The organism is Flavobacterium humidisoli (assembly GCF_023272795.1).
In the GTDB taxonomy this organism is placed as follows: Bacteria; Bacteroidota; Bacteroidia; order Flavobacteriales; family Flavobacteriaceae; genus Flavobacterium; species Flavobacterium humidisoli.
On record NZ_CP096829.1, the window covers coordinates 3,056,128 to 3,076,838 of the forward strand.

Annotated in this window: 19 protein-coding genes; 8 read left to right on the forward strand and 11 right to left on the reverse strand. The window is 32.1% G+C overall.

Annotated elements, in window-relative coordinates:
- Positions 1-212 precede the first annotated feature (212 nt).
- Complete coding sequence (locus M0M44_RS13065; RefSeq protein WP_248726042.1) at positions 213-3,653, forward strand: methylmalonyl-CoA mutase family protein; 3,441 nt, start codon at positions 213-215, stop codon at positions 3,651-3,653.
- Between the two features lie 111 nt (positions 3,654-3,764).
- On the opposite strand, the gene M0M44_RS13070 is transcribed toward M0M44_RS13065, so the two are convergent.
- The 3 genes from M0M44_RS13070 to M0M44_RS13080 all read right to left on the reverse strand — a co-directional run bounded on the left by M0M44_RS13070 (position 3,765) and on the right by M0M44_RS13080 (position 6,404).
- Positions 3,765-5,225 (reverse strand): hypothetical protein, encoded by a 1,461-nt coding sequence (locus M0M44_RS13070; protein WP_248726043.1) that lies wholly within the window; start codon positions 5,223-5,225, stop codon positions 3,765-3,767.
- A gap of 291 nt (positions 5,226-5,516) precedes the next feature.
- Positions 5,517-6,023, reverse strand: coding sequence for a hypothetical protein (locus tag M0M44_RS13075; protein ID WP_248726044.1), 507 nt, complete (start codon positions 6,021-6,023; stop codon positions 5,517-5,519).
- Positions 6,024-6,083: 60 nt separating this feature from the next.
- Positions 6,084-6,404 (reverse strand): hypothetical protein, encoded by a 321-nt coding sequence (locus M0M44_RS13080; protein WP_248726045.1) that lies wholly within the window; start codon positions 6,402-6,404, stop codon positions 6,084-6,086.
- Between the two features lie 192 nt (positions 6,405-6,596).
- On the opposite strand from M0M44_RS13080, the gene M0M44_RS13085 reads away from it, so the two are divergent.
- Positions 6,597-7,010 (forward strand): helix-turn-helix domain-containing protein, encoded by a 414-nt coding sequence (locus M0M44_RS13085; protein ID WP_248726046.1) that lies wholly within the window; start codon positions 6,597-6,599, stop codon positions 7,008-7,010.
- A 49-nt stretch (positions 7,011-7,059) separates the two neighbouring features.
- Here M0M44_RS13085 and M0M44_RS13090 read toward each other — a convergent pair whose 3' ends face one another.
- Positions 7,060-7,551: a GNAT family N-acetyltransferase gene (locus M0M44_RS13090; RefSeq protein WP_248726047.1), complete on the reverse strand. Its 492-nt coding sequence runs from the start codon at positions 7,549-7,551 to the stop codon at positions 7,060-7,062.
- Positions 7,552-7,759: 208 nt separating this feature from the next.
- Between M0M44_RS13090 and M0M44_RS13095 the strand changes: the two genes are divergently transcribed.
- On the forward strand, positions 7,760-8,203 hold the full coding sequence (locus tag M0M44_RS13095) for a hypothetical protein (protein WP_248726048.1): 444 nt from the start codon (positions 7,760-7,762) through the stop codon (positions 8,201-8,203).
- Positions 8,204-8,277: 74 nt separating this feature from the next.
- On the opposite strand, the gene M0M44_RS13100 is transcribed toward M0M44_RS13095, so the two are convergent.
- Positions 8,278-8,664 (reverse strand): tetratricopeptide repeat protein, encoded by a 387-nt coding sequence (locus M0M44_RS13100; RefSeq protein WP_248726049.1) that lies wholly within the window; start codon positions 8,662-8,664, stop codon positions 8,278-8,280.
- A gap of 333 nt (positions 8,665-8,997) precedes the next feature.
- Between M0M44_RS13100 and M0M44_RS13105 the strand changes: the two genes are divergently transcribed.
- The gene (locus M0M44_RS13105; RefSeq protein ID WP_248726050.1) at positions 8,998-9,441 is read left to right on the forward strand and encodes a hypothetical protein; all 444 of its coding nucleotides are present in this window, start codon (positions 8,998-9,000) and stop codon (positions 9,439-9,441) included.
- A 59-nt stretch (positions 9,442-9,500) separates the two neighbouring features.
- Here the strand turns inward: M0M44_RS13105 and M0M44_RS13110 are convergent, their stop codons facing one another.
- The 4 genes from M0M44_RS13110 to M0M44_RS13125 all read right to left on the reverse strand — a co-directional run bounded on the left by M0M44_RS13110 (position 9,501) and on the right by M0M44_RS13125 (position 12,429).
- On the reverse strand, positions 9,501-9,887 hold the full coding sequence (locus M0M44_RS13110) for a secretion protein (protein ID WP_248726051.1): 387 nt from the start codon (positions 9,885-9,887) through the stop codon (positions 9,501-9,503).
- A gap of 375 nt (positions 9,888-10,262) precedes the next feature.
- Positions 10,263-10,664: a T9SS type A sorting domain-containing protein gene (locus M0M44_RS13115; protein ID WP_248726052.1), complete on the reverse strand. Its 402-nt coding sequence runs from the start codon at positions 10,662-10,664 to the stop codon at positions 10,263-10,265.
- A 467-nt stretch (positions 10,665-11,131) separates the two neighbouring features.
- Entirely contained in the window at positions 11,132-11,536 is a 405-nt protein-coding gene (locus M0M44_RS13120) for a T9SS type A sorting domain-containing protein (protein ID WP_095929873.1), read from the reverse strand.
- Between the two features lie 527 nt (positions 11,537-12,063).
- Positions 12,064-12,429: a T9SS type A sorting domain-containing protein gene (locus M0M44_RS13125; RefSeq protein WP_248726053.1), complete on the reverse strand. Its 366-nt coding sequence runs from the start codon at positions 12,427-12,429 to the stop codon at positions 12,064-12,066.
- A 450-nt stretch (positions 12,430-12,879) separates the two neighbouring features.
- On the opposite strand from M0M44_RS13125, the gene M0M44_RS13130 reads away from it, so the two are divergent.
- From M0M44_RS13130 to M0M44_RS13140, 3 genes are all read left to right on the forward strand, one after another.
- Positions 12,880-13,752, forward strand: coding sequence for an AraC family transcriptional regulator (locus M0M44_RS13130; RefSeq protein WP_248726054.1), 873 nt, complete (start codon positions 12,880-12,882; stop codon positions 13,750-13,752).
- A gap of 264 nt (positions 13,753-14,016) precedes the next feature.
- On the forward strand, positions 14,017-14,886 hold the full coding sequence (locus M0M44_RS13135) for an alpha/beta hydrolase (protein WP_248726055.1): 870 nt from the start codon (positions 14,017-14,019) through the stop codon (positions 14,884-14,886).
- A 90-nt stretch (positions 14,887-14,976) separates the two neighbouring features.
- Complete coding sequence (locus tag M0M44_RS13140; RefSeq protein ID WP_248726056.1) at positions 14,977-15,516, forward strand: hypothetical protein; 540 nt, start codon at positions 14,977-14,979, stop codon at positions 15,514-15,516.
- 72 nt (positions 15,517-15,588) lie between these two features.
- On the opposite strand, the gene M0M44_RS13145 is transcribed toward M0M44_RS13140, so the two are convergent.
- A complete protein-coding gene (locus M0M44_RS13145) occupies positions 15,589-16,560 on the reverse strand; it encodes a TerC family protein (RefSeq protein ID WP_248726057.1) in 972 nt (323 codons plus the stop codon).
- A 308-nt stretch (positions 16,561-16,868) separates the two neighbouring features.
- Positions 16,869-17,885 carry a glutamine synthetase beta-grasp domain-containing protein gene (locus M0M44_RS13150; RefSeq protein WP_012024410.1) on the reverse strand — a complete coding sequence of 339 codons (1,017 nt, stop codon included), beginning with the start codon at positions 17,883-17,885 and terminating at the stop codon, positions 16,869-16,871.
- A gap of 429 nt (positions 17,886-18,314) precedes the next feature.
- On the opposite strand from M0M44_RS13150, the gene M0M44_RS13155 reads away from it, so the two are divergent.
- Positions 18,315-20,504 (forward strand): glutamine synthetase III family protein, encoded by a 2,190-nt coding sequence (locus M0M44_RS13155; protein WP_248726058.1) that lies wholly within the window; start codon positions 18,315-18,317, stop codon positions 20,502-20,504.
- Positions 20,505-20,711 lie beyond the last annotated feature (207 nt).

Genomic DNA, 20,711 nt, shown 5'->3' on the forward strand with positions numbered 1-20,711 from the left:
GGAGTGGTCAAAACATGTTTCCTGATTTTATTTAAATGTTGCGAAATTGCCATGTCTTTAAGCTTTCTTTAACTTATATCACTTAGTGTCAAGAATTGTTACCTTTATATTGAAGAAAAAATATTTTCTTTTTTATTAACATAATGCTATTTGGTTAATCAAATATTAAAATAATTTGTACATTGGTCGCTTAAAATTATCATATTCATAAAATGGAACAACAAATACCATATATTCCTAAAAATAAAGTAAGAATTGTCACAGCTGCTTCACTTTTTGACGGACACGATGCCGCAATAAACATTATGCGTCGTATTATTCAGTCAACAGGAGTAGAAGTCATTCACCTTGGGCATGACCGAAGCGTTGAAGAAGTGGTAAATACCGCTATTCAAGAAGATGCCAATGCTATTGCGATGACTTCTTACCAAGGCGGGCATAATGAATACTTTAAATATATGTATGACTTGCTTCATGAAAAAGGGGCAGGGCACATTAAGATATTTGGCGGCGGCGGCGGCGTGATTCTGCCGAGCGAAATTGCCGAATTACATGAATATGGTATTACTAGAATTTATTCTCCAGATGACGGACGTTCGTTAGGTCTTCAAGGAATGATTAACGATTTGGTTGAACGTGCTGATTTTCCTATCGGAGATCAACTAAACGGAGAGATTGATCATATCGAAAACAAAGTGCCTACGGCGATTGCGCGTTTGATTTCGGCAGCAGAAAACTTTCCAGAAATTGCAAAACCTGTTTTTGATAAAATTCACGAAAGCAATGAGAGTTCTAAAATTCCAGTTTTAGGAATTACAGGAACAGGCGGAGCGGGAAAATCTTCTTTAGTCGATGAATTGGTTCGCCGTTTTTTGATTGATTTCCCAGAAAAAACAATCGGATTAATTTCTGTCGATCCTTCTAAGAGAAAAACGGGTGGAGCACTTTTAGGAGACAGAATCCGTATGAATGCCATCAATAATCCACGTGTTTATATGCGTTCGCTGGCAACCCGTCAGTCGAATTTGGCTTTATCTAAATATGTAGCTGAGGCGATTCAGGTTTTGAAAGCTGCGAAATACGACTTGATTATTTTGGAAACTTCAGGAATTGGCCAGTCTGATACTGAAATTATGGATCATTCTGATGTATCCTTATATGTAATGACACCAGAATTTGGAGCCGCAACTCAATTGGAAAAAATCGACATGCTTGATTTTGCCGATTTAGTGGCTTTAAACAAATTTGATAAACGCGGCGCATTGGATGCTTTGCGCGATGTAAAAAAACAATATCAAAGAAACCATAATCTTTGGGATAAAAGTCCTGATGAAATGCCAGTTTTCGGAACAATCGCTTCTCAGTTTAACGATCCCGGAATGAACACGCTTTACAAAGCGATTATGGATAAAGTGGTGGAGAAAACCGATTCTGATTTGAGATCGACTTTTGAAATCACCAAAGAAATGAGCGAGAAAATCTTCGTGATTCCGCCAGGAAGAACACGTTATTTATCTGAAATTGCAGAGAATAACAGAAGTTATGATGAAATCGCACTTTCGCAGCAAAAAGTAGCTCAGAAATTATACGGAATTTTCAAAACTATAGAATCGGTTTCTGGGAAAGTGCCGCAAATTACAAAAGCAGGAATTGATGATTCTACAGTTTTGCCAAGCGCAGCCCAACCACACGACGAAAACAGAATCTTTTTAAATCTTTTACTGAATCAGTTTGATAAAGTAAAAATGGATTTAGATCCATACAATTGGGAAATTATCCTGAATTGGGATGAAAAAGTAGCGAAATACAAAAATCCAGTTTATAGTTTTAAAGTTCGTGATAAAGAAATCAAGATTGCTACGCATTCTGAAAGTTTATCACATTTACAAATTCCGAAAATTGCTTTGCCTAAATATGAAGGTTGGGGCGATATTCTGCGTTGGAATTTACAGGAAAATGTTCCTGGCGAATTTCCGTTTGCTTCGGGATTATATCCGTTTAAACGTGAAGGCGAAGATCCGTCGAGAATGTTTGCGGGCGAGGGCGGACCAGAAAGAACCAATAAACGTTTTCATTATGTGAGTGCGGGAATGCCTGCAAAACGTCTTTCGACTGCTTTTGACAGCGTTACCTTATACGGAAACGATCCAGATTTACGTCCAGATATTTATGGGAAAATCGGAAATGCAGGAGTTTCAATCTGCTGTTTGGATGATGCTAAAAAACTATATTCAGGTTTCGATTTGGTTCATGCTCTAACTTCGGTAAGTATGACCATCAACGGACCAGCGCCAATGCTGTTAGGTTTCTTTATGAACGCTGCAATCGATCAGCAATGCGAATTGTACATCAAGGCCAACGAATTAGAAAAAGAAGTTGAAGCCAAAATCAACAAAATATATAAGGAGAAAGGAATCGAAAGACCAAAATACCAAGGCGATCTGCCAGAAGGAAACAACGGTTTAGGATTAATGCTTTTGGGCGTTACCGGAGATCAGGTTTTACCTTTGGAAGTTTATAACGAAATAAAAGCCAAAACTTTATCGCAAGTTCGTGGAACGGTTCAAGCCGATATTTTAAAAGAAGATCAGGCGCAAAACACTTGTATTTTCTCAACCGAATTTGCGCTGCGATTAATGGGCGACGTTCAGGAATATTTTATTACCAAAAACGTTCGTAATTTCTATTCGGTTTCGATTTCAGGATATCATATTGCAGAGGCGGGAGCAAACCCAATTACGCAATTGGCATTTACGCTTTCAAATGGTTTCACTTACGTGGAATATTATTTGAGCCGAGGCATGAACATCAACGATTTTGGACCAAATTTATCGTTCTTCTTCTCGAATGGAGTAGATCCAGAATATTCGGTTATTGGTCGTGTGGCACGTAAAATTTGGGCAAAAGCCATGAAAAACAAATACGGAGCCAACGAACGAGCACAAATGCTGAAATATCATATTCAAACTTCTGGACGTTCTTTACACGCACAGGAAATTGATTTCAACGATATTAGAACGACTTTACAGGCATTATACGCCATTTACGACAACTGTAATTCATTGCACACCAATGCTTACGACGAAGCGATTACAACGCCAACAGAAGAATCGGTACGTCGTGCCATGGCCATTCAGCTGATTATCAATAAAGAATTAGGCTTAGCGAAAAACGAAAACCCTATTCAAGGTTCATTCATCATCGAAGAATTAACCGATTTAGTAGAAGCTGCCGTTTTACAAGAATTCGACAGAATAACTGAAAGAGGAGGAGTTCTAGGCGCAATGGAAACGATGTACCAAAGATCTAAAATTCAGGAAGAAAGTTTGTATTACGAAACCTTAAAACACAACGGAGATTTCCCAATTGTGGGTGTAAATACTTTCTTGAGTTCAAAAGGTTCGCCAACGGTAATTCCGGCTGAGGTTATTCGTGCAACCGAAGAAGAAAAACAATACCAGATTACGATGCTGGATAATTTGCATCAATTCCACGAAGCAAAAGTAAACGAACATTTAAATACGTTACAGCAAGCCGCTATTAAAAATGAAAACTTATTTGACCATTTAATGGAAGCTACAAAGGTTTGTTCTTTAGGTCAGATTACTTCGGCGTTGTTTGAAGTGGGCGGGCAGTATAGGAGGAATATGTAATATTTTTATTTTTTTAATCATATTGGAAACCTCTCATGTGAATGGGAGGTTTTTTTGTATCTGTTTTTGTTAGTTTTATTTTGTGGCAGATTTACAAGAGATAAAATGAGGTTAGTTAGAAAAGCTTTTAAAATAACCTTTAGGCAATATGATTTTTATGAGCTTTGCCAAATAAGATGAAAATAGTATTGCCATTATTAAAACTATAAAATATATAATGTCAATAGTGCTAACATTAAAAAAGGTATGATTTCTATAAAAAAGTAAGCGGCTAAGAAAGAACAAGTAATTATTACAGAATATTAAAATTAAAAAGAACGTCAATGATGTATTTATAAAACTATCCACATTATCTAATTTTAAATTCTTTTTCGATATGATTATTAGAATAATGACTAATTGGATTATTACAATACTAAAAGATGCTAATTCATCAATAGTAAAACTTGAGTTGTAATCAAAAAGCATAATAATAGGCTTTGAAACTGTAAGAAATATTAGTGCTATAAATAAAAATGAAGAACTAGTTTGTAAAGATGGTTCTACAGATCTCACCCTATTTGTAAACTTTAACTTTGCAAGTTTTTTATCTAGTATACCAGTTCTTGTAGACAAGGCAATTGCTATGATACCACTTATTAAATATACTTTAGTTGCATATTGGTATCCATGTAAATATTTTAAAATGAAACAGAAAATAGATAAAATTCCAATTATAATGCATGTAAATTGTAATGCCGAAACACTTTTAATTTTTGCAAAGAATGAATGGAGAACTAAAAGGAATAAAGGAAGTATCATATGAAGTGATAAATCTCTAACAAGATAAGTGTTATCTCTTTCATAATTAGGGAGTTTCAATAAGAACTCTTGTGAATTGTAAAGAAATAAAGTCCAGAAAAACAAGATGAAAATAAAATGATTATTCTTAATTGATATGTCTTTTTCTAATAATAATCTAAAAACAAAAGGAGAGTTTAAAGTAATAAGTAAGATGATAATACGAAAAGTAAATTGAAAAGGATTTATCGAAACAAATCCATAATCCCAGAAAAAATAAAAATACAAAAGAATTGAAATCATCGAAAAGATAAAAATATGATTTGATTGTTTTTCAGAATAAGAATTAATTTGCTTAATCATAAATTTTATGATAATCCTGTGAAATAAAATTAAAACAAAAAGTATAATTGGATTATTAGAGAATAAAACGCTCCAAAAGCTGATTTCTCCTCTTGGAATGAGTAAATTAGTAATAAACTGAAAAAAAATAAATGTTATAAAAATAACTTTTAAAATTCGATATTGATTTACCTCATTTAATTCAACAACGTAATTTTTTCGATAAAAAAGATAAGTCAGAAAATTTGAGTTTTTAATTAAAATTACAAAGCATAAAATACTAATAAAGACAATATTCCAATTTAAAGAATACCCGCCAAAAGGACTATCACTTATACTGCTTTTATTGATGTCAAACACAGCTCCTATTGTATATTTGAAGAGCAAACCATAGATTATAAATAGACCTGAAAGTTTAAAAATTAGATTGCTAAATTGCCTTAACTCCATTTTTTTTTATTATAATTTTAGGTGAATATGAATTTTCAAATATAGTTTGTTTTTTGTAAGACAATTATTTTTTATCTTAAAAATTTCCTTCGCTTGCGCGACTGTCTCGCCTGTGAATGAAAAGTTTACCTTCTCCAGTTTGTCATTTCGACGAAAGGAGAAATCTTCGTACGTTGAGCACGCACTGTTGCGGAGCTACTTGCGAAGATTTCTCCTCTGTCGAAATGACAATATTACGGTTATTTTTCAATGGAATTTTATTAAAAATAGCAAAGAGTCCGATGCAAAACATTAAACGATTGATACCATATAAATTACATTTTGATCTACAACTTCTTGAAAAAAAGTGTTCAATTTATTAAAAACACGAATAAAATATTCAACAGTGTAACCATCCTGTTCTATATCATCAATACTAAAATATTCAAAAAAGCTACCTTGATTCATTAGAAAAGCATCAAGACTACTTCCTATATTCCACGTAGTAGTTAAATCTAATTCTAAATCTAGTAGCTGTAAAGAAGGTAGGACTTGATTGTTTATAAATGTAATTACCTGAGGCAAATCATTCAATGGTAAATAAACATTTGAATCCTCTTCAGTTAATCCTTCTAAAGGCATATCAGTTTCTAATTTAAAATAATATTCACTGACCATAGCTTTATACAGTTCGAATGCTAAATCTTTATTAACTGTATAAGCATAATACAATATTGCCCCATAATCATCAAAATTTGTATAAAATCCAGGTGAGTTTGAATTATCATAATCAACTTCTAATTCTATTCTTCTAGCCATTTTGTATTTTATTATTAGTTGCACGAGAGATGTAAAAATACAAACATATTTAGAATAGCTTTATTGAGGACCAACAACCTCCCCAACATACCCCAAAAACTCCATTTCATCCATAGGAAACAAATGCAGAACCGTTTCCAAAATAAGACTTACATTAATAGTTGCACTTTTATCTTTTTTAGAAAAATTATGCATATCATTGTCAAGTGCCAGAATACATAATTTCAGTAAATCGGTAATAAGGCAGCCGAGTTCTAAATAATTGACCACTTTAAATTGTGCGGTATAAGAATTGGCTTCATTGGTTGGTTTTAGCGTTGTAAAATACTGAACGGTTAATTTTTGTAGCTTTTGTAAAGTTTCAGTTGCATTGTTTTCCATAAGGCTTATATTTTTAATTGGTTTACAATTTGGCTTTTATAAAATTTGTATAAGAAAAATTGTACTTTTGTTTGATTCGGCGAAGGAAGAAATAGATTTTGCTTTACGAAATCATTTTTTGCTGTATCGCACGGCGTAAAATCTGTTTTTTACATTTTACCAATTTTGACACTTTATTATTATCTTTGAATTATGAGCACACTAACAAAACCAAATCATATAGGGCGAAAAATAAGCCGTATTCGTGAACTGCGAGATATGAAACAAGAAGCTTTGGCGCAGGCGTTAGGAACAAACCAGCAAGCAATTTCGGCTATGGAAAACAGCGAAACGATAGAAGAAGAAAGACTTGTTGAGGTGGCAAAAGCGCTTGGCGTAACGGTTGAAGCGATTAAGAATTTTTCAGACGAAGCAGCTATTAATTACTTTAATAGTTTTAACGATGCTGTTCATAATAGTCACTTTGGGAATAATAATCATTGCACTTTCAATCCATTAGATAAATTAATGGAAACTGTAGAAGAGAATAAAAAGCTTTACGAGCGTTTGCTGAAAGCGGAACAAGATAAAATCGAATATTTAGAGAAATTGCTAAAAGAGAAATAGTAATTGTAAAAAATAAAAAAGCATTCGTGTTGGCGAATGCTTTTTTCATTTAATTATCATTCATTTGGCTTATATCAAAACGCATGGTTGTCGATATTGGTTCAAATCCTGCCTTTTTATAAGCGTTAACTGCTACTTCATTTTCAGAATATACCTCTAATCTAACCTCAGTTATTCCTTGCGATAAAACCCATTTTTTAAGAGAATTAATTAATTGGTTATTATAGCCTCGACCTCTAAATTCTGGATCAACATACATAAAACCAAGATACCCGAAAAATTCATGTTTTTGATAGGGTTTGGCATCCCTGATTTGAGCATATCCGCAACCAATAATTTGATTGTTAAAGTCTATAACCAAAACCTCTGACTTGCTGTCTAAAATAATCTCCTGTATATCATAATAAAAAATTTCTCCCTCTTTTAATGTTACATCAAAGGGTCTTTCTGCATTTACTAAAAATTGTAGAAATTCGGCAAGTTTAGGTAAATCTGCATTTACGGCTGGCCTGATCGATATGTCTTTTGTATTTTCATTCATAATGTCAAATATATTGAAAATAAATTCGGATTGAAATGAGAGGTTTTTTGTTTTATAAAAAAATATCGTTTTACGGCTTTCCTCAATTTAGAAGAAATTTGTTTGTATATATTAGCAATCAGAAAAATGGAGAATGAAAGGCTTTAGCGGAAAGGCAAATCAATTATAAAAACCAAAAACTATATATAACTTCAAAAATTAATTTTAAATGAAAAAAAGCATTTTTATTTTAGGATTACTATTTATTACGAGCTTGAGTTTTGGCCAGACAAAGGTTAAGCAAGATATAAAAGCAATTAGTAAAACAGAAAACAAAACATATGATCCAAAACTTTTTGGATGCTGGAAAGGGTCTGAAATAGGACAGCAGCAAGATGGTGTAAGTAAGTATTGGGTTTCATGCCGTTTTGAAAATGGAACAAGTACTTTATTGTTTGTTGTAATTTACCCAAGTGGTAAAGTGGATCAAACAACTGAAAATGGTAAATGGTGGGTTGAAAACGGAAAGTATTATGAATTGCATAACTATGATGGCGTAATTGATGTTTATGATTATCAAGTTACAGAGGAAGGGGTTAATTTTCAATCGGTTGAATTAATGGGAAAAAAAGACAATACTTATAAGTTTACCGATTATAAAATTGCAGATTAATTGAATGACAAGATTGTGGCTAAATAAAAAACCTCTCAGAAATGAGAGGTTTTTTTATATCAATTCAAGTTCTTTTAAACTTTACTTTTTATCGAAGTTTTCGGTTTACGTTTTAATTTTTCGATAAGGGCATCTGCTTTTTCATTTTCAGAAATAGAACGTAACGATTCTGCATAGCGGTAATAATAAACAGGATCTAAATCTGTGGTTAAAGCGAAGAGTTCGCTGTACCATTCGGCTGCTTTTTCTAGTTCGCAATTCGAATACGATGAATTTCCTAATTTTTGAAATAAGTCTACAGACTTGTAGCCTTTTGCAGCGACCTTTTCGTAGGTTCTTATAACATCGACATAGGCATACTTTTCGCCGACTTTATCTGTTTTATAAAAGGTTTCGCTTTGTGCAGACGCACGAGTTGAAAATACGATGAACAATACTAAAATAGCTAGTTGTTTTTGCATAGGTTTAGTTTTGGTTATGGTAGTTGATCGTATTTTTTTTATTTTTTTTATAAATGATTTCTGTTAGGAAAAACTTTAATCCATTATAAAAACGTCATTTTGGGTTTATTATTTTACGTCTAATGATACTTTTAATATACAAATATATGTAAATCAGTAATGTAAGTTGCTTTTAGTAATGTTTTTTTGATTGGATTGATTATATTGTTGTTTCGTAAATATTTGATTTTGTGTGTTTTATTTGTTTCTGAAAAGCTAAAAAAATGATTTTGGAAGCAGTAATTTCATTCGTTAAAAAATATAATTTAACTTTATATTAGAACGCAAATTAAGATGACCATACAAGAATATCTGAATAAAATAGAAGGTTTAGAGCTTGAAAAAACTAAGATTACATTTCCTGATAATGATCTGGAGCTTTGCATTCAGAAAATACAGCAGGGTAGTGCCCAATCTTATTTTATGCTTGATGATTTACTTGAAAAAACTTCCAGAATGGTTATTATAAATAAAAATGCGATAAAGCAGTTCGCAAATAACTTAGGTTTGTTGTTTTTAGAAGAGCAAGAAACTGGAAATGTATGTTTCGCTAATAACGAGGAAATGCGTCCAGAATTTAGACAGAGTTTCATATTAATAGATTTATTAGATTATATCTATGCTTTTATGTATTCTTCAGTATATAGAGATTTGCAAAAAATAATAATTCCGTCAGAAAAAGATTTTTTTTGGGAATTGGCAAAAATAGGTTTGAGTTTAAGAAAAAAGAAACTATAAAAACAAAAAAAAGCAGCTCCTGGTACGAGCTGCTTTTCTAATTCTTAGGTGGCAAAAAATTAACGACGGAAAGCCGGACTCTGATTAGCAGATTGGTCTAACTTTACAGTCTTAACTTTTTTAGCAGCAACTTTAATTTCGTGCTTCGCAATTTTGTCGTTAGCTTTCACTTCAAGAACATAAGTTCCAGCAGGAAAACTTTCTAAACTAATTGTTTTTGAAACCTCCAATTTGTTTGCTGCAGCGTCTCCTGCATAAAGTAAATTGTGATTCTCATCATAGATAGAGAAAGATGCATTTTCTACAGTGTCTAAAGTAAAACTAACTACTTTTCCGTTTCCTGTTTGAATGTTTAAAATATAATCACCTTTTCCATCAATGGCATAGGTAAACACAGTCGCTAAAAAAAAGGCAGCAACTAAACCAGCTTTGGTAAATTTTGTCATGTTTTTTTTAAATTGTTAATTACTAAATGTGGAACGCGTAAAACTACAAATACAAATTTAATTTTTAGCAAAATTTCAGCATTTTTAGAGCCTTAAGTTGCTGAATTGTAATCATATCGATATTTTGTTTGAACTATGTACGTAATTACTGGGCTTGTGGATTGCTGTTTTTTAATTTTTTTTTAACGGTTGGAAATCAAATATTTGAATTAATAAGAATATTTTTTCATATAAAATTTAGTGTAAAAATCACGTTTATTTTTCGGCACAAAAAAAACAGCTCCGTAACCAACCGCGAGCTGTTTTTCTTCTTCAACAATAAAATATTTTAATTTTTTCTAACCTTATTTTATACCGTTTGAAAGTATAAAATTTTTAACGTGCAGCAACGCTTGTATTTTTTGCAAAACCTGGTTTGTAAACTGAAGAAATTGCAGTTCTTGATAAAGCTGCATTATCAGTTATTGTAATCTCGTATTTTGCTTTTTTTACGTTGTCTTCAACTTCTAAAAAATAAGTTCCCTCTGGGAATTCTTCTAGACTGAAAGTTCTCAAGATTCCTTCTTTACCTGAAGCGCTTTCAGAATAAATTAAAGTTCCGTCTTTGTCATAAATAGCTAAATTGGCTTTCTGTACTTTATTAAGTGCGAAAGTGATCAGTTTTCCATTAGCTTTTAATACGTGAAGATTAAATTCTCCATTTCCGTCAATTGCGTAAGTGCTTATTCCTGTGAATAGCAACGCTGCTACTAAACTCAATTTTGCAATCTTTTTCATGGTACTTAGTTTTTAAATTAATAGTTCTAATTCTCTGATGCTAAATTACTTATGTATTACATGAAAAAGCGCAACTGTGTTTTCCTATTTCTATGCTATATTCTCATTTACGAAACCGTTATAGGTTAAAACGTGAATTATTTTTAACGTTTTTGTTAATTCAGTTATTATTTTCTAATGTTTTGCTTGATTTTGTATTTACATTGAATTAAGGATTTATTTACAAAAAGAATTAGTTTTTACCGCAGAGATTCACAAAGTTTTTTCACAGAGATTCGCAAAGTTTTTTACTCAGCTTTGCGAATCTTAGTGCTTTACTTTGTGAATCTCTGCGGTAAAAACCTAAAAGTAAAGAGCAAAAAAAAACAGCTCTATAACCACAAAGAGCTGTTTTTAAAACTTTTGAAAGTTTTTAAACTTACTAACTATCTAACCTCACTTTTATACTTTATGAAAGCATAAACTTTTTAGCGTGCTGCCACGCTTGTATTTTTAGCAAAACCTGCTTTGTAAACAGAAGAAACTGCGTTTTTAGATAAAACAGAAACTTCATCAGTTATGGTGATTTCGTATTTTGCTTTTTTTGTATTGTCTTCTACTTCCAAGAAGTAAGTTCCTTCAGGAAATTCTTCTAGGCTGAAAGTTCTTAAGATTCCGTCTTTACCTGAAGCACTTTCGGAGTAAATTAAAGATCCATCTTTATCGTAAATTGCTAAGTTGGCTTTTTGCGTTTGGTTAAGACCAAAAGTGATTTGTTTACCATTAGCTTTAATTACATGCAGATTAAAATCTGCTGTTCCATCAATTGCATATGTGCTTATTCCTGTGAAAAGCAATGCTGCTACTAAACTCAATCTAACAATCTTTTTCATGGTATTTAGTTTTTAAATTAATAGTTCTAATTCTCTGATGCTAAATTACTTCAGTTGTAAGTAAAAAATGAATACTATATTCTCCAATTTATATGCTATATTCTCATTTACGAAACCGTTATATGTTAAAATTTGAGTTATTTTTCACTGTTTTTCCTTATTCGGTTATTATTTTTCAACGTTTTTAATGTTTTTTAATTTACATACAGTTAAAGATTTCTTTACTAAATGTAGGAATGTGGGTGAGGCTCTAAGATGCTAAGTTTTATTCTTTGTACATTTATGTCGCAAAGTCAAACGAAGAAAAACGCAAAGATTCGCAAAGCTTAAAAAAAACTCTGCGAATCTCTGTGTTGTAATCTGCAAAAAATAAAAAGCAAAAAAAAACAGCTCAGTAACCACAAAGAGCTGTTTTTAAAACTTTTGAAAGTTTTTAACTTACTAACTATCTAACCTCACTTTTTATACTGTATTAGAGTATAAAGTTTTAAGTGCCGTGAAGAATTGCACTTAACCTTAATATTTTCTTAGTTAACAGAAACTGTACCTTTTGAAGATAAAACAGAACTATTAGCGTTAACAGTGATATCGTATTTTACTTTTTTGAAGCTGTCGGCAACCTCTAAAATATATTTTCCTTGAGGGAATTCTTCTAAACTGAAAGTTCTTAAGATTCCGTCTTTACCAGAAGCATTCTCAGTATAGATTAAATTACCATTTGTATCATATATACTAATAACTGCTTTTTGTAATTGATTAATTCCAAAAGCAATTACCTTGCCATTTCCTTTTAATACATGAAGATTTAATGCTTCATTTCCATCAATTGCGTATGTACTCATTCCTGTTAGAAGTACTGCAAATACTAAACTTAATTTCATAACCTTTTTCATATTCTATAGTATTAAATTTTTTTCGTTCATTTCTCTGATGCAAAGTTATAGTAGCATGTGTGGTATTTTAACAACTATATTTTCCAATTTATATGCTATATTCTCATTTACGAAACCGTTATATGTTAAAATTTGACTTTAATGTTGTGTTTTTGTTAATTTGATTGTTTTTATTCAAAGTTTTTTAAAAACGGAGTACTTCTTAAAATTTCTATTTTTCTTACAAATTTTAACATATTGGCATAAAATCGGGTTTTAAATAGGATAAATAGAAAAAAAGTGAGGAAAAAAAATAAGACCCTAAAAAAAAGCCGAATTTGATATAAAATCTTCAGTGTTAAGAACGTTATTTTAATGTAAAATTCGCATTTACGAAACCGTTATAGGTTAAAATTTAAATTATTTTAGGTGTTTTTGTTAAATTTGCTATTATTTTTTAAAGAAATTATCATGAAGACTATTGCCCCAGCTCTTGAAGTGATAACTAACTCATACGGAAGTTCTTTTACCTACAGTAAACACGCCGAAAAGACCAATAGTAAAGCTCATTTATGGCACTATCATCCAGAAATTGAGTTGGTTTATATAAACGGCGGGGCTGGAAAAAGACAAATAGGAAGCCATGTTTCTTATTATACCAATGGTAGTTTACTTTTAATAGGAGCTAATTTGCCTCATTGTGGTTTTACAAATGAGCAGACAGGAAATACAACGGAAACCGTTATCCATATTAAACCTGAATTTTTGGGAAGTGACTTTTTTGTTGCACCCGAAATGAAAAAGGTGCAGAATATTTTGAAACAAGCTAAAGGCGGAATCGCTTTTGGAGGCGAAACAAAAAAACGTATCGGAAAGAAAATTGAAATGATGGAAAACGAACCGCCATTTCAAAGACTTATAACGCTTTTGAGTGTTTTAGACGAATTGGAATCGGCTGAGGAATATACCATTTTGAATGCCGACGGATTTTCGATGGAATTGCAAACTCAGGATAATGACCGTATGAATGTGGTTTTCAATTTTGTGAAAGATCATTTTCAAGAATCTATTTCTATAGATGAGGTTTCGAGTCTGGTAAGTATGACTACGCCATCGTTCTGCCGTTATTTCAAAAAGATATCCAATAAAACATTTACGGAGTTTGTGAATGAATATCGTCTTGTGCATGCTTCAAAACTTTTGGCAGAACAGCCAATGAGTATTAATGAAGTTTGTTACGAAAGTGGTTTTAATAATTTCAGCCATTTTAGCAAATCGTTTAAACAATATACTGGTAAAAGCGCTTCGCAATACCGTCACGAACATAAGATTATAATTAGCTAGTTTTGTAGCTAGAATTTTTTTTAGCCACGAATTCACGAATTTTTTTTTTTAATATTAATTTGTGAATTCGTGGTTTTTATTTTTGTTCAAAGAATGTCAATAGGATTTTGGTAATTAAATAAGTAAAGTGTTTTTTAAGATTTTAAAAGTGAAATTCGTGAATTCGCGGCTATTTTTTTATCGCAAACACTAGTCGGATTTTTCATATATTTTATTCTGAAAAAAGTTATATTTACAAACCCTAATCAGAAAAAAAATATCAAAATGAAGAAATTTAAAATGCTATTGTCTGCATTTTTGCTTTGTCTTACCACCATGACATATGCTGCAAAAGTAGACACACTTCAAGTTGCGAGTACCGCAATGGGTAAAACCTATAAAGCAGCGGTAGTTTTACCAAATTCTTATGCAAAAAGCAAAACGGCTTTTCCGGTAATGTATCTTCTGCATGGGGCTTACGGACATTTTAGTGATTGGCTTAAAAATACTCCAAACAAAAAACTGGTTCATAATCTGGCAGATCAATACAATATGATTATTGTAATGCCAGAAGGAGAAACGTTTAGTTTTTATATAGATAGTCCTGTAAATAAAGAAAGTCAGTTTGAGACTTTTATCACTCAGGAAGTGATTCAGAAAGTAGACAAAACCTATAAAACAATTGCCAATAAAAATGGTAGAGTGATAACAGGTCTTTCTATGGGCGGACACGGCGCATTGTATTTATCTGCGAGACATCCAGAATTATTTTGTGCTGCAGGAAGTATGAGTGGTGCAGTAGATATGAGTACGATGCTTAACAGAGATTCTTCGGCACAGGTTGTAAAATTGATGCAGCCTGTATTTGGAGACAAAAGTGGCAATACGGAGTTGTACGAACAAAATTCTGTTTTAAGAATGGCCGATAAATTAAAATCGAATAAGCTTCCTTTAATAATAGATTGCGGTGTAGACGATTTTTTAATTGAACCCAACAGAGAATTGCACAGGAGATTAGTTTATAATAAAGTTGACCACGATTATACAGAACGTCTAGGAGCTCATACTTGGGATTATTGGGAAAACTCGCTTCCGTATCACGCATTATTTTTTAATAAAATACTAACTAAAAATCAGGCGACTGTAAAAAAATAAGGACATTTTTATGGTAAAATAAGCCAAATCACTTTTTTTGGTTTAATTTTTGAAATACCTTTATAGTATAATCCTTAAAAAAAAATAATTATGAAAAAGATACTTACCTTATTTGCAGTTATCGGTTTAATTGCATTTTCTAGTTGCGAAGGACCAGAAGGGCCTCCAGGACCTCCTGGACAAGACGGACAAGATGGTGGATTAATTGCAGAAGTTTTTGAAATTCAAAACGTAAATTTTGATTTTAATAGCACAGATGGTTATAATATTTATAGAAAATTGACTCCGAATATTTATGATTCTGACGTTGTTTTAATTTATAGATTGGCTGGAACTGTTAATCCCACAACTCCAATTTGGCAGCAAATTCCTAGAACACTTTACGTGTCTCAGGGAGAGCTCGATTATGATTTTGATTTTAGTAAAGCAGATTTTACAATTTATGCTGGAGGAACTTATGATTTGGCTTTAACGCCAGATCTTATCAGAAATCAAACTTTTAGAATCGTAATTATTCCAGGTGCTTTTTCAACAACAGGAAAATCTGCTAGCAAGCCTGATTATTCAGATTATAATGAAGTAATTAAGAAGTACAACATTGATGATAGCAATGTCAAACAAATAAAATAATTTTTAAATTGAATGTAAAAAAAGGAAATCGTAAGATTTCCTTTTTTTATGAATATATGTTTTGAAAGCTAATTATTCTTCGCTTGACGAATCATTTAAAACTTTTTCTGGTCCGAATTTAAGCGAAACCAAAATTCCAACTAAAAGAGATAAAGCTATAAATCCTAAAGAAGCCCATTCTGGAACGTGGAAGAAATCGTGTAAAAGCATTTTTAATCCAACAAAAGCTAAGATTGCTACTAAACTGTATTCTAAATAACTGAATTTTGCCAGCATGTTTGCTAAGAAGAAATACATAGAACGTAACCCAAGAATAGCAAAAATATTAGAGCTGAATACTAAAAACGGATCTTTGGTAATAGCTAGAATTGCAGGAACACTGTCTACTGCAAATAAAACGTCCATCACTTCAATAACAATTAAAGCTACAAATAATGGAGTTGCTGCTTTTTTTGCTGTTTTGGTTGAAATGAAGAATTTCTCTCCGTCCGTTTCAGATGTAATCGGCATAATTTTTCCTAGCGTTTTATATACGAAGGAATCTTTTGGGTGAAAATCTTCTTCTTCGCCAGAAAAAAGCATTTTTATAGCAGTAAATATTAAGAAGACTCCAAATACATACGTTGTCCAAGCAAATTTATTAATCAGCATAACTCCAAAGAAAATCATTAATCCGCGGAAAACAATAGCGCCTAATATTCCCCAGAATAAAACACGGTGCTGGTATTTTTGCGGAATTTTAAAGGAAGCAAAAATAATAGCAATAACAAAGATATTGTCGACACTCAAAGAAAGCTCAATTAAGTAACCAGTAATAAACTTCATTGAAGCAACGGCTGGCTTCAAATTATCTGGATTATCGATATAGTCTGTAGTGTATAGCCAGTAAATTACTCCTGAAAAAAGGAAAGATAAAGTAACCCAAACTAAGGTCCATTTGCTGGCTTCTTTTGTGCTAATAATATGGGGTGTTTTATTAAAGACACCTAAATCTAAAGCAAGAATAAAAATTACAGCAAGTAAAAAGAGTGACCAGACTATCATAATAATTTTTTTTAATGATTTACAAAGATAAGTTTTGATGTTTAACTTAAAAATTAAATTTATCAGAAACTTACTTTTAAAATTAAATAATTTTTGTTATTTGTAAAGTGTTAAGTGTTATAAAGTTATGATGTTTTTTTAGTGTAAAAGTTGTTTCTTGATTAGGAAAGCAGGGATTCTGATATTGTGAAAGTTTACAAAAATTGCCAAACCTGGAAGGTTTAAAAAAAAAACTCATCAAACGAAATCATAAAAAAAAGTGCCAACAATTACGATGGCACTTTTTAGAATATAATTTAAGCTTTGAATTATAGCGCTGATTTAACAGTTTTGATAATTCTAGCAGCAATTTTGTAAGGGTCTCCGTTTGAAGCTGGTCTTCTGTCTTCCAACCATCCTTTCCATCCTTTTTGAACAGTCATTAAAGGAATTCTGATAGAACATCCTCTGTCTGAAACTCCATAAGAGAAATCGTGAATAGAAGCTGTTTCGTGTTTACCAGTTAAACGTTGGTCGTTGTAAGCTCCGTAAACTGCGATGTGCTCAGCAGTAACAGGACGGAAAGCTTCGCAGATTCTTTCGTAAGTTGCTTGGTCTCCACATGTTCTTAAAACTTCGTTAGAGAAGTTAGCGTGCATTCCAGAACCATTCCAGTCTGTATCTCCTAGAGGTTTTGGGTGATATTCAATATAGTAACCATATTTCTCAGTTAAACGGTCTAATAGGTAACGAGCAACCCAGATTTCATCTCCAGCTTTTTTAGCACCTTTAGCAAATAATTGGAATTCCCATTGTCCGCAAGCAACCTCTTGGTTGATTCCTTCAAAGTTGATTCCAGCAGCAATACATAAATCAGCATGCTCTTCAACTAATTTTCTACCGTGTGTGTTTTTTCCACCTACTGAACAGTAGTACATCCCTTGTGGAGCAGGGTATCCTCCAACTGGGAAACCAAGTGGAAGTTGAGTTTTAGTATCCATAATGAAATACTCTTGTTCGAAACCAAACCAAAAATCATCATTATCATCATCAATTGTAGCTCTACCGTTAGAAGGGTGTGGAGTCCCGTCTGCATACATAACTTCAGACATAACTAACCATCCATTGATACGAGTTGGATCTGGATAAATTGCAACAGGAACTAAAAGACAGTCAGAAGAACCACCTTCAGCTTGTTTAGTTGACGAACCATCAAATGACCAGTTTCCAAGTTCTTCTAATGTTCCTTTGAAGTTTTCGTGTTCTTCAACTTTAGTTTTACTTCTAAGATTTTGAGTTGGTTCATATCCATCTAACCAAATGTACTCTAACTTAATTTTAGCCATAATAATATAAATTAATTTTTTTGTTTTTTTTCGTTGGGTCAAATATAGATTTATTTTTTTAGTCCCAAAAATTAGGGGGCTATTTTGTTTTGCGAAGTATAATTTTTTGGATAAGCGCAATTTTGTGAGGGGTATATTTTAAAAAAAGCAATTTTAGTAAGCTTAAAAAAATAAATTCGTAATAATTACGGTTCATTTTTGAATTTATGAGTTAAGAAATTATGAAAAAATGTTTATTTAATCAATAATACCGTACAGTTTTGTTATATTTCTATGATTTGAATTCATTATTCTTTGAAAAAAGCGTTTTATGTTGAAAAATCACTGACTAAAAATCTATAATTTATATTCCAAACAGGCTTATTTATTGTTTATATTTGTTGCTTCTTTTTTAATGAAAATTAGTACGAATTTAAAATATACATAACCATGTCAACATTACGTTTCCAAGCTTTACAACAAGCTTCTAACAGAAAGCCGGTACATTTTGAAGAAATTGGCCGAAAATCAAATCTTTTTGGTGCAAATGTGTTTAATGAAAAAGCAATGAAGCAATATTTAACTTCAGATGCATTTAAAGGAGTAAGAGATGCTATTCAGCATGGTACAAAAATAGACAGAAAGCTTGCCGATTATATTGCTATGGGAATGAAAGAGTGGGCTCTTTCTAAAGGAGTTACTCATTATACACATTGGTTTCAACCATTGACAGGAACAACGGCAGAAAAGCACGATGCTTTTTTTGAAACTTCTTATGACGGAAGCGAATCTGTAGAAAAATTTGGAGGAGCACAATTAGTTCAGCAAGAGCCAGATGCATCTAGTTTTCCTAATGGAGGAATCAGAAATACTTTTGAAGCTAGAGGATATACTGCTTGGGATCCGACTTCTCCTGCTTTTATATATGGTACAACTTTATGTATTCCAACTGTATTTATCGCTTACACAGGCGAAGCTTTAGATAATAAAATACCTTTATTAAGAGCATTGTCTGCAATTGATGAAGCTGCAACAGAGGTTTGTAAATACTTTGACAAAAACGTAAAAAAGGTAACGGCAACATTAGGATGGGAGCAGGAATATTTCTTGATAGATAAAGCACTTGCAAATTCTCGCCCTGACTTAATGATGACGGGAAGAACTTTGTTAGGTCATACTTCTGCAAAAGGCCAACAGTTAGACGATCACTATTTCGGATCTATTCCAACTCGTGCTCTTACTTATATGAGAGATTTAGAGCAAGAATGTATGTTATTGGGTATTCCGGTAAAAACACGTCATAATGAGGTTGCTCCAAATCAGTTTGAGTTAGCACCGATTTTTGAAGAAACGAATTTAGCGGTTGACCACAACTCTTTATTAATGGATGTTATGCAGAAAGTTGCAGAACGTCATGACTTTAAAGTATTATTTCATGAAAAACCATTTAAAGGAGTAAACGGTTCTGGAAAACACAATAACTGGTCGTTGGCTACAGATACGGGAGTTAACTTATTGAGTCCGAGCAAAACGCCAATGAGCAATTTACAGTTTTTGACTTTCTTTATTAATACAATTAAAGCGGTTAACGACAACGAAACTTTATTAAGAGCTTCTATCGCAACAGCAAGTAACGACCATAGGTTAGGAGCAAATGAAGCGCCGCCAGCAATTATGTCGGTATTTATTGGAGCGCAATTGACAAAAGTTTTATCTGAATTAGAAAGCGTAACAACAGGAAAACTTTCGCCAGAAGAAAAAACAGATTTGAAATTAAATGTTGTTGGTAAAATTCCAGACGTATTATTAGACAATACAGACAGAAATAGAACTTCACCTTTTGCTTTTACAGGGAATAAATTTGAGTTTAGAGCTGTTGGATCCAATTCAAACTGTTCGAATGCCATGACAACTCTGAATGCGATTGTAGCAAAACAGTTAATTGATTTTAAAAATGAAGTAGAGAACTTGATTGAAAATAAAGACATGAAAAAAGACGATGCGATCTTTAATGTCTTAAGAGAATATATTAAGCAATCTAAAAAAATCCTTTTTGAAGGAGATGGTTATAGTGAAGCTTGGGAAAAAGAAGCGGCTAAAAGAGGTTTGAGCAACTTTAAAACTACTCCAGAAGCTATTAAAGCTAAGGTTTCTAAACAAGCTTTAGACTTATTTGAACAATTAGGAATCTTTAATCATGTAGAAGCTGAAGCCCGTTACGAAATCGAATTGGAAGAATACACTAAAAAAATCCAAATTGAAGGAAGAGTTTTGGGTGATATTGCTAGAAACCATGTAATTCCAACTGCAATTCGTTACCAAAACACTTTAATTGATAATGTAAAAGGGTTGAAAGAAATTTTTGCAAAAGAGTTTGAGGCCTTAGCCAAAGAACAGATTGTTTTAATTAAAGAAATTTCAGGTCACATTGAAGGAATCAATTCTAAAGTGTTGGCAATGACTAATGAAAGAAAGAAAGCCAATCAATTGACAGATGCTCAAAAAATGGCAGAAGCGTATTGCAATAACGTAAAACCTTATTTTGACGAAATTCGTAATCACTGTGATAAATTGGAATTATTGGTAGATGATGAAAGCTGGACATTGACCAAATACAGAGAATTATTGTTTACTAAATAATAAGAATGTAACAATTTGTTAAAGCCTGTCTCAAAAAGACAGGCTTTTTTTTGAGATTATATTAAAAAAAAGGTTTCCAGAGAACTTTTTTGCTACTTATACCCCCTTAAATGTAAAGAAATTGTAATAAGTATCTTTTTTCCTATGAAAATTTTTAGGCATTGTGGCAGTTCATCGAGATAGTATTACAGTTCATCGAAAAGAGGT

What these genes read in the sequence shown, in the direction of transcription:
- M0M44_RS13065 (WP_248726042.1), top strand. Translation starts at nt 213, where the DNA reads ATGGAACAACAAATACCATATATTCCTAAAAATAAAGTAAGAATTGTC.
- M0M44_RS13070 (WP_248726043.1), bottom strand. Translation starts at nt 5,225, where the DNA reads ATGGAGTTAAGGCAATTTAGCAATCTAATTTTTAAACTTTCAGGTCTA.
- M0M44_RS13075 (WP_248726044.1), bottom strand. Translation starts at nt 6,023, where the DNA reads ATGGCTAGAAGAATAGAATTAGAAGTTGATTATGATAATTCAAACTCA.
- M0M44_RS13080 (WP_248726045.1), bottom strand. Translation starts at nt 6,404, where the DNA reads ATGGAAAACAATGCAACTGAAACTTTACAAAAGCTACAAAAATTAACC.
- M0M44_RS13085 (WP_248726046.1), top strand. Translation starts at nt 6,597, where the DNA reads ATGAGCACACTAACAAAACCAAATCATATAGGGCGAAAAATAAGCCGT.
- M0M44_RS13090 (WP_248726047.1), bottom strand. Translation starts at nt 7,551, where the DNA reads ATGAATGAAAATACAAAAGACATATCGATCAGGCCAGCCGTAAATGCA.
- M0M44_RS13095 (WP_248726048.1), top strand. Translation starts at nt 7,760, where the DNA reads ATGAAAAAAAGCATTTTTATTTTAGGATTACTATTTATTACGAGCTTG.
- M0M44_RS13100 (WP_248726049.1), bottom strand. Translation starts at nt 8,664, where the DNA reads ATGCAAAAACAACTAGCTATTTTAGTATTGTTCATCGTATTTTCAACT.
- M0M44_RS13105 (WP_248726050.1), top strand. Translation starts at nt 8,998, where the DNA reads ATGACCATACAAGAATATCTGAATAAAATAGAAGGTTTAGAGCTTGAA.
- M0M44_RS13110 (WP_248726051.1), bottom strand. Translation starts at nt 9,887, where the DNA reads ATGACAAAATTTACCAAAGCTGGTTTAGTTGCTGCCTTTTTTTTAGCG.
- M0M44_RS13115 (WP_248726052.1), bottom strand. Translation starts at nt 10,664, where the DNA reads ATGAAAAAGATTGCAAAATTGAGTTTAGTAGCAGCGTTGCTATTCACA.
- M0M44_RS13120 (WP_095929873.1), bottom strand. Translation starts at nt 11,536, where the DNA reads ATGAAAAAGATTGTTAGATTGAGTTTAGTAGCAGCATTGCTTTTCACA.
- M0M44_RS13125 (WP_248726053.1), bottom strand. Translation starts at nt 12,429, where the DNA reads ATGAAAAAGGTTATGAAATTAAGTTTAGTATTTGCAGTACTTCTAACA.
- M0M44_RS13130 (WP_248726054.1), top strand. Translation starts at nt 12,880, where the DNA reads ATGAAGACTATTGCCCCAGCTCTTGAAGTGATAACTAACTCATACGGA.
- M0M44_RS13135 (WP_248726055.1), top strand. Translation starts at nt 14,017, where the DNA reads ATGAAGAAATTTAAAATGCTATTGTCTGCATTTTTGCTTTGTCTTACC.
- M0M44_RS13140 (WP_248726056.1), top strand. Translation starts at nt 14,977, where the DNA reads ATGAAAAAGATACTTACCTTATTTGCAGTTATCGGTTTAATTGCATTT.
- M0M44_RS13145 (WP_248726057.1), bottom strand. Translation starts at nt 16,560, where the DNA reads ATGATAGTCTGGTCACTCTTTTTACTTGCTGTAATTTTTATTCTTGCT.
- M0M44_RS13150 (WP_012024410.1), bottom strand. Translation starts at nt 17,885, where the DNA reads ATGGCTAAAATTAAGTTAGAGTACATTTGGTTAGATGGATATGAACCA.
- M0M44_RS13155 (WP_248726058.1), top strand. Translation starts at nt 18,315, where the DNA reads ATGTCAACATTACGTTTCCAAGCTTTACAACAAGCTTCTAACAGAAAG.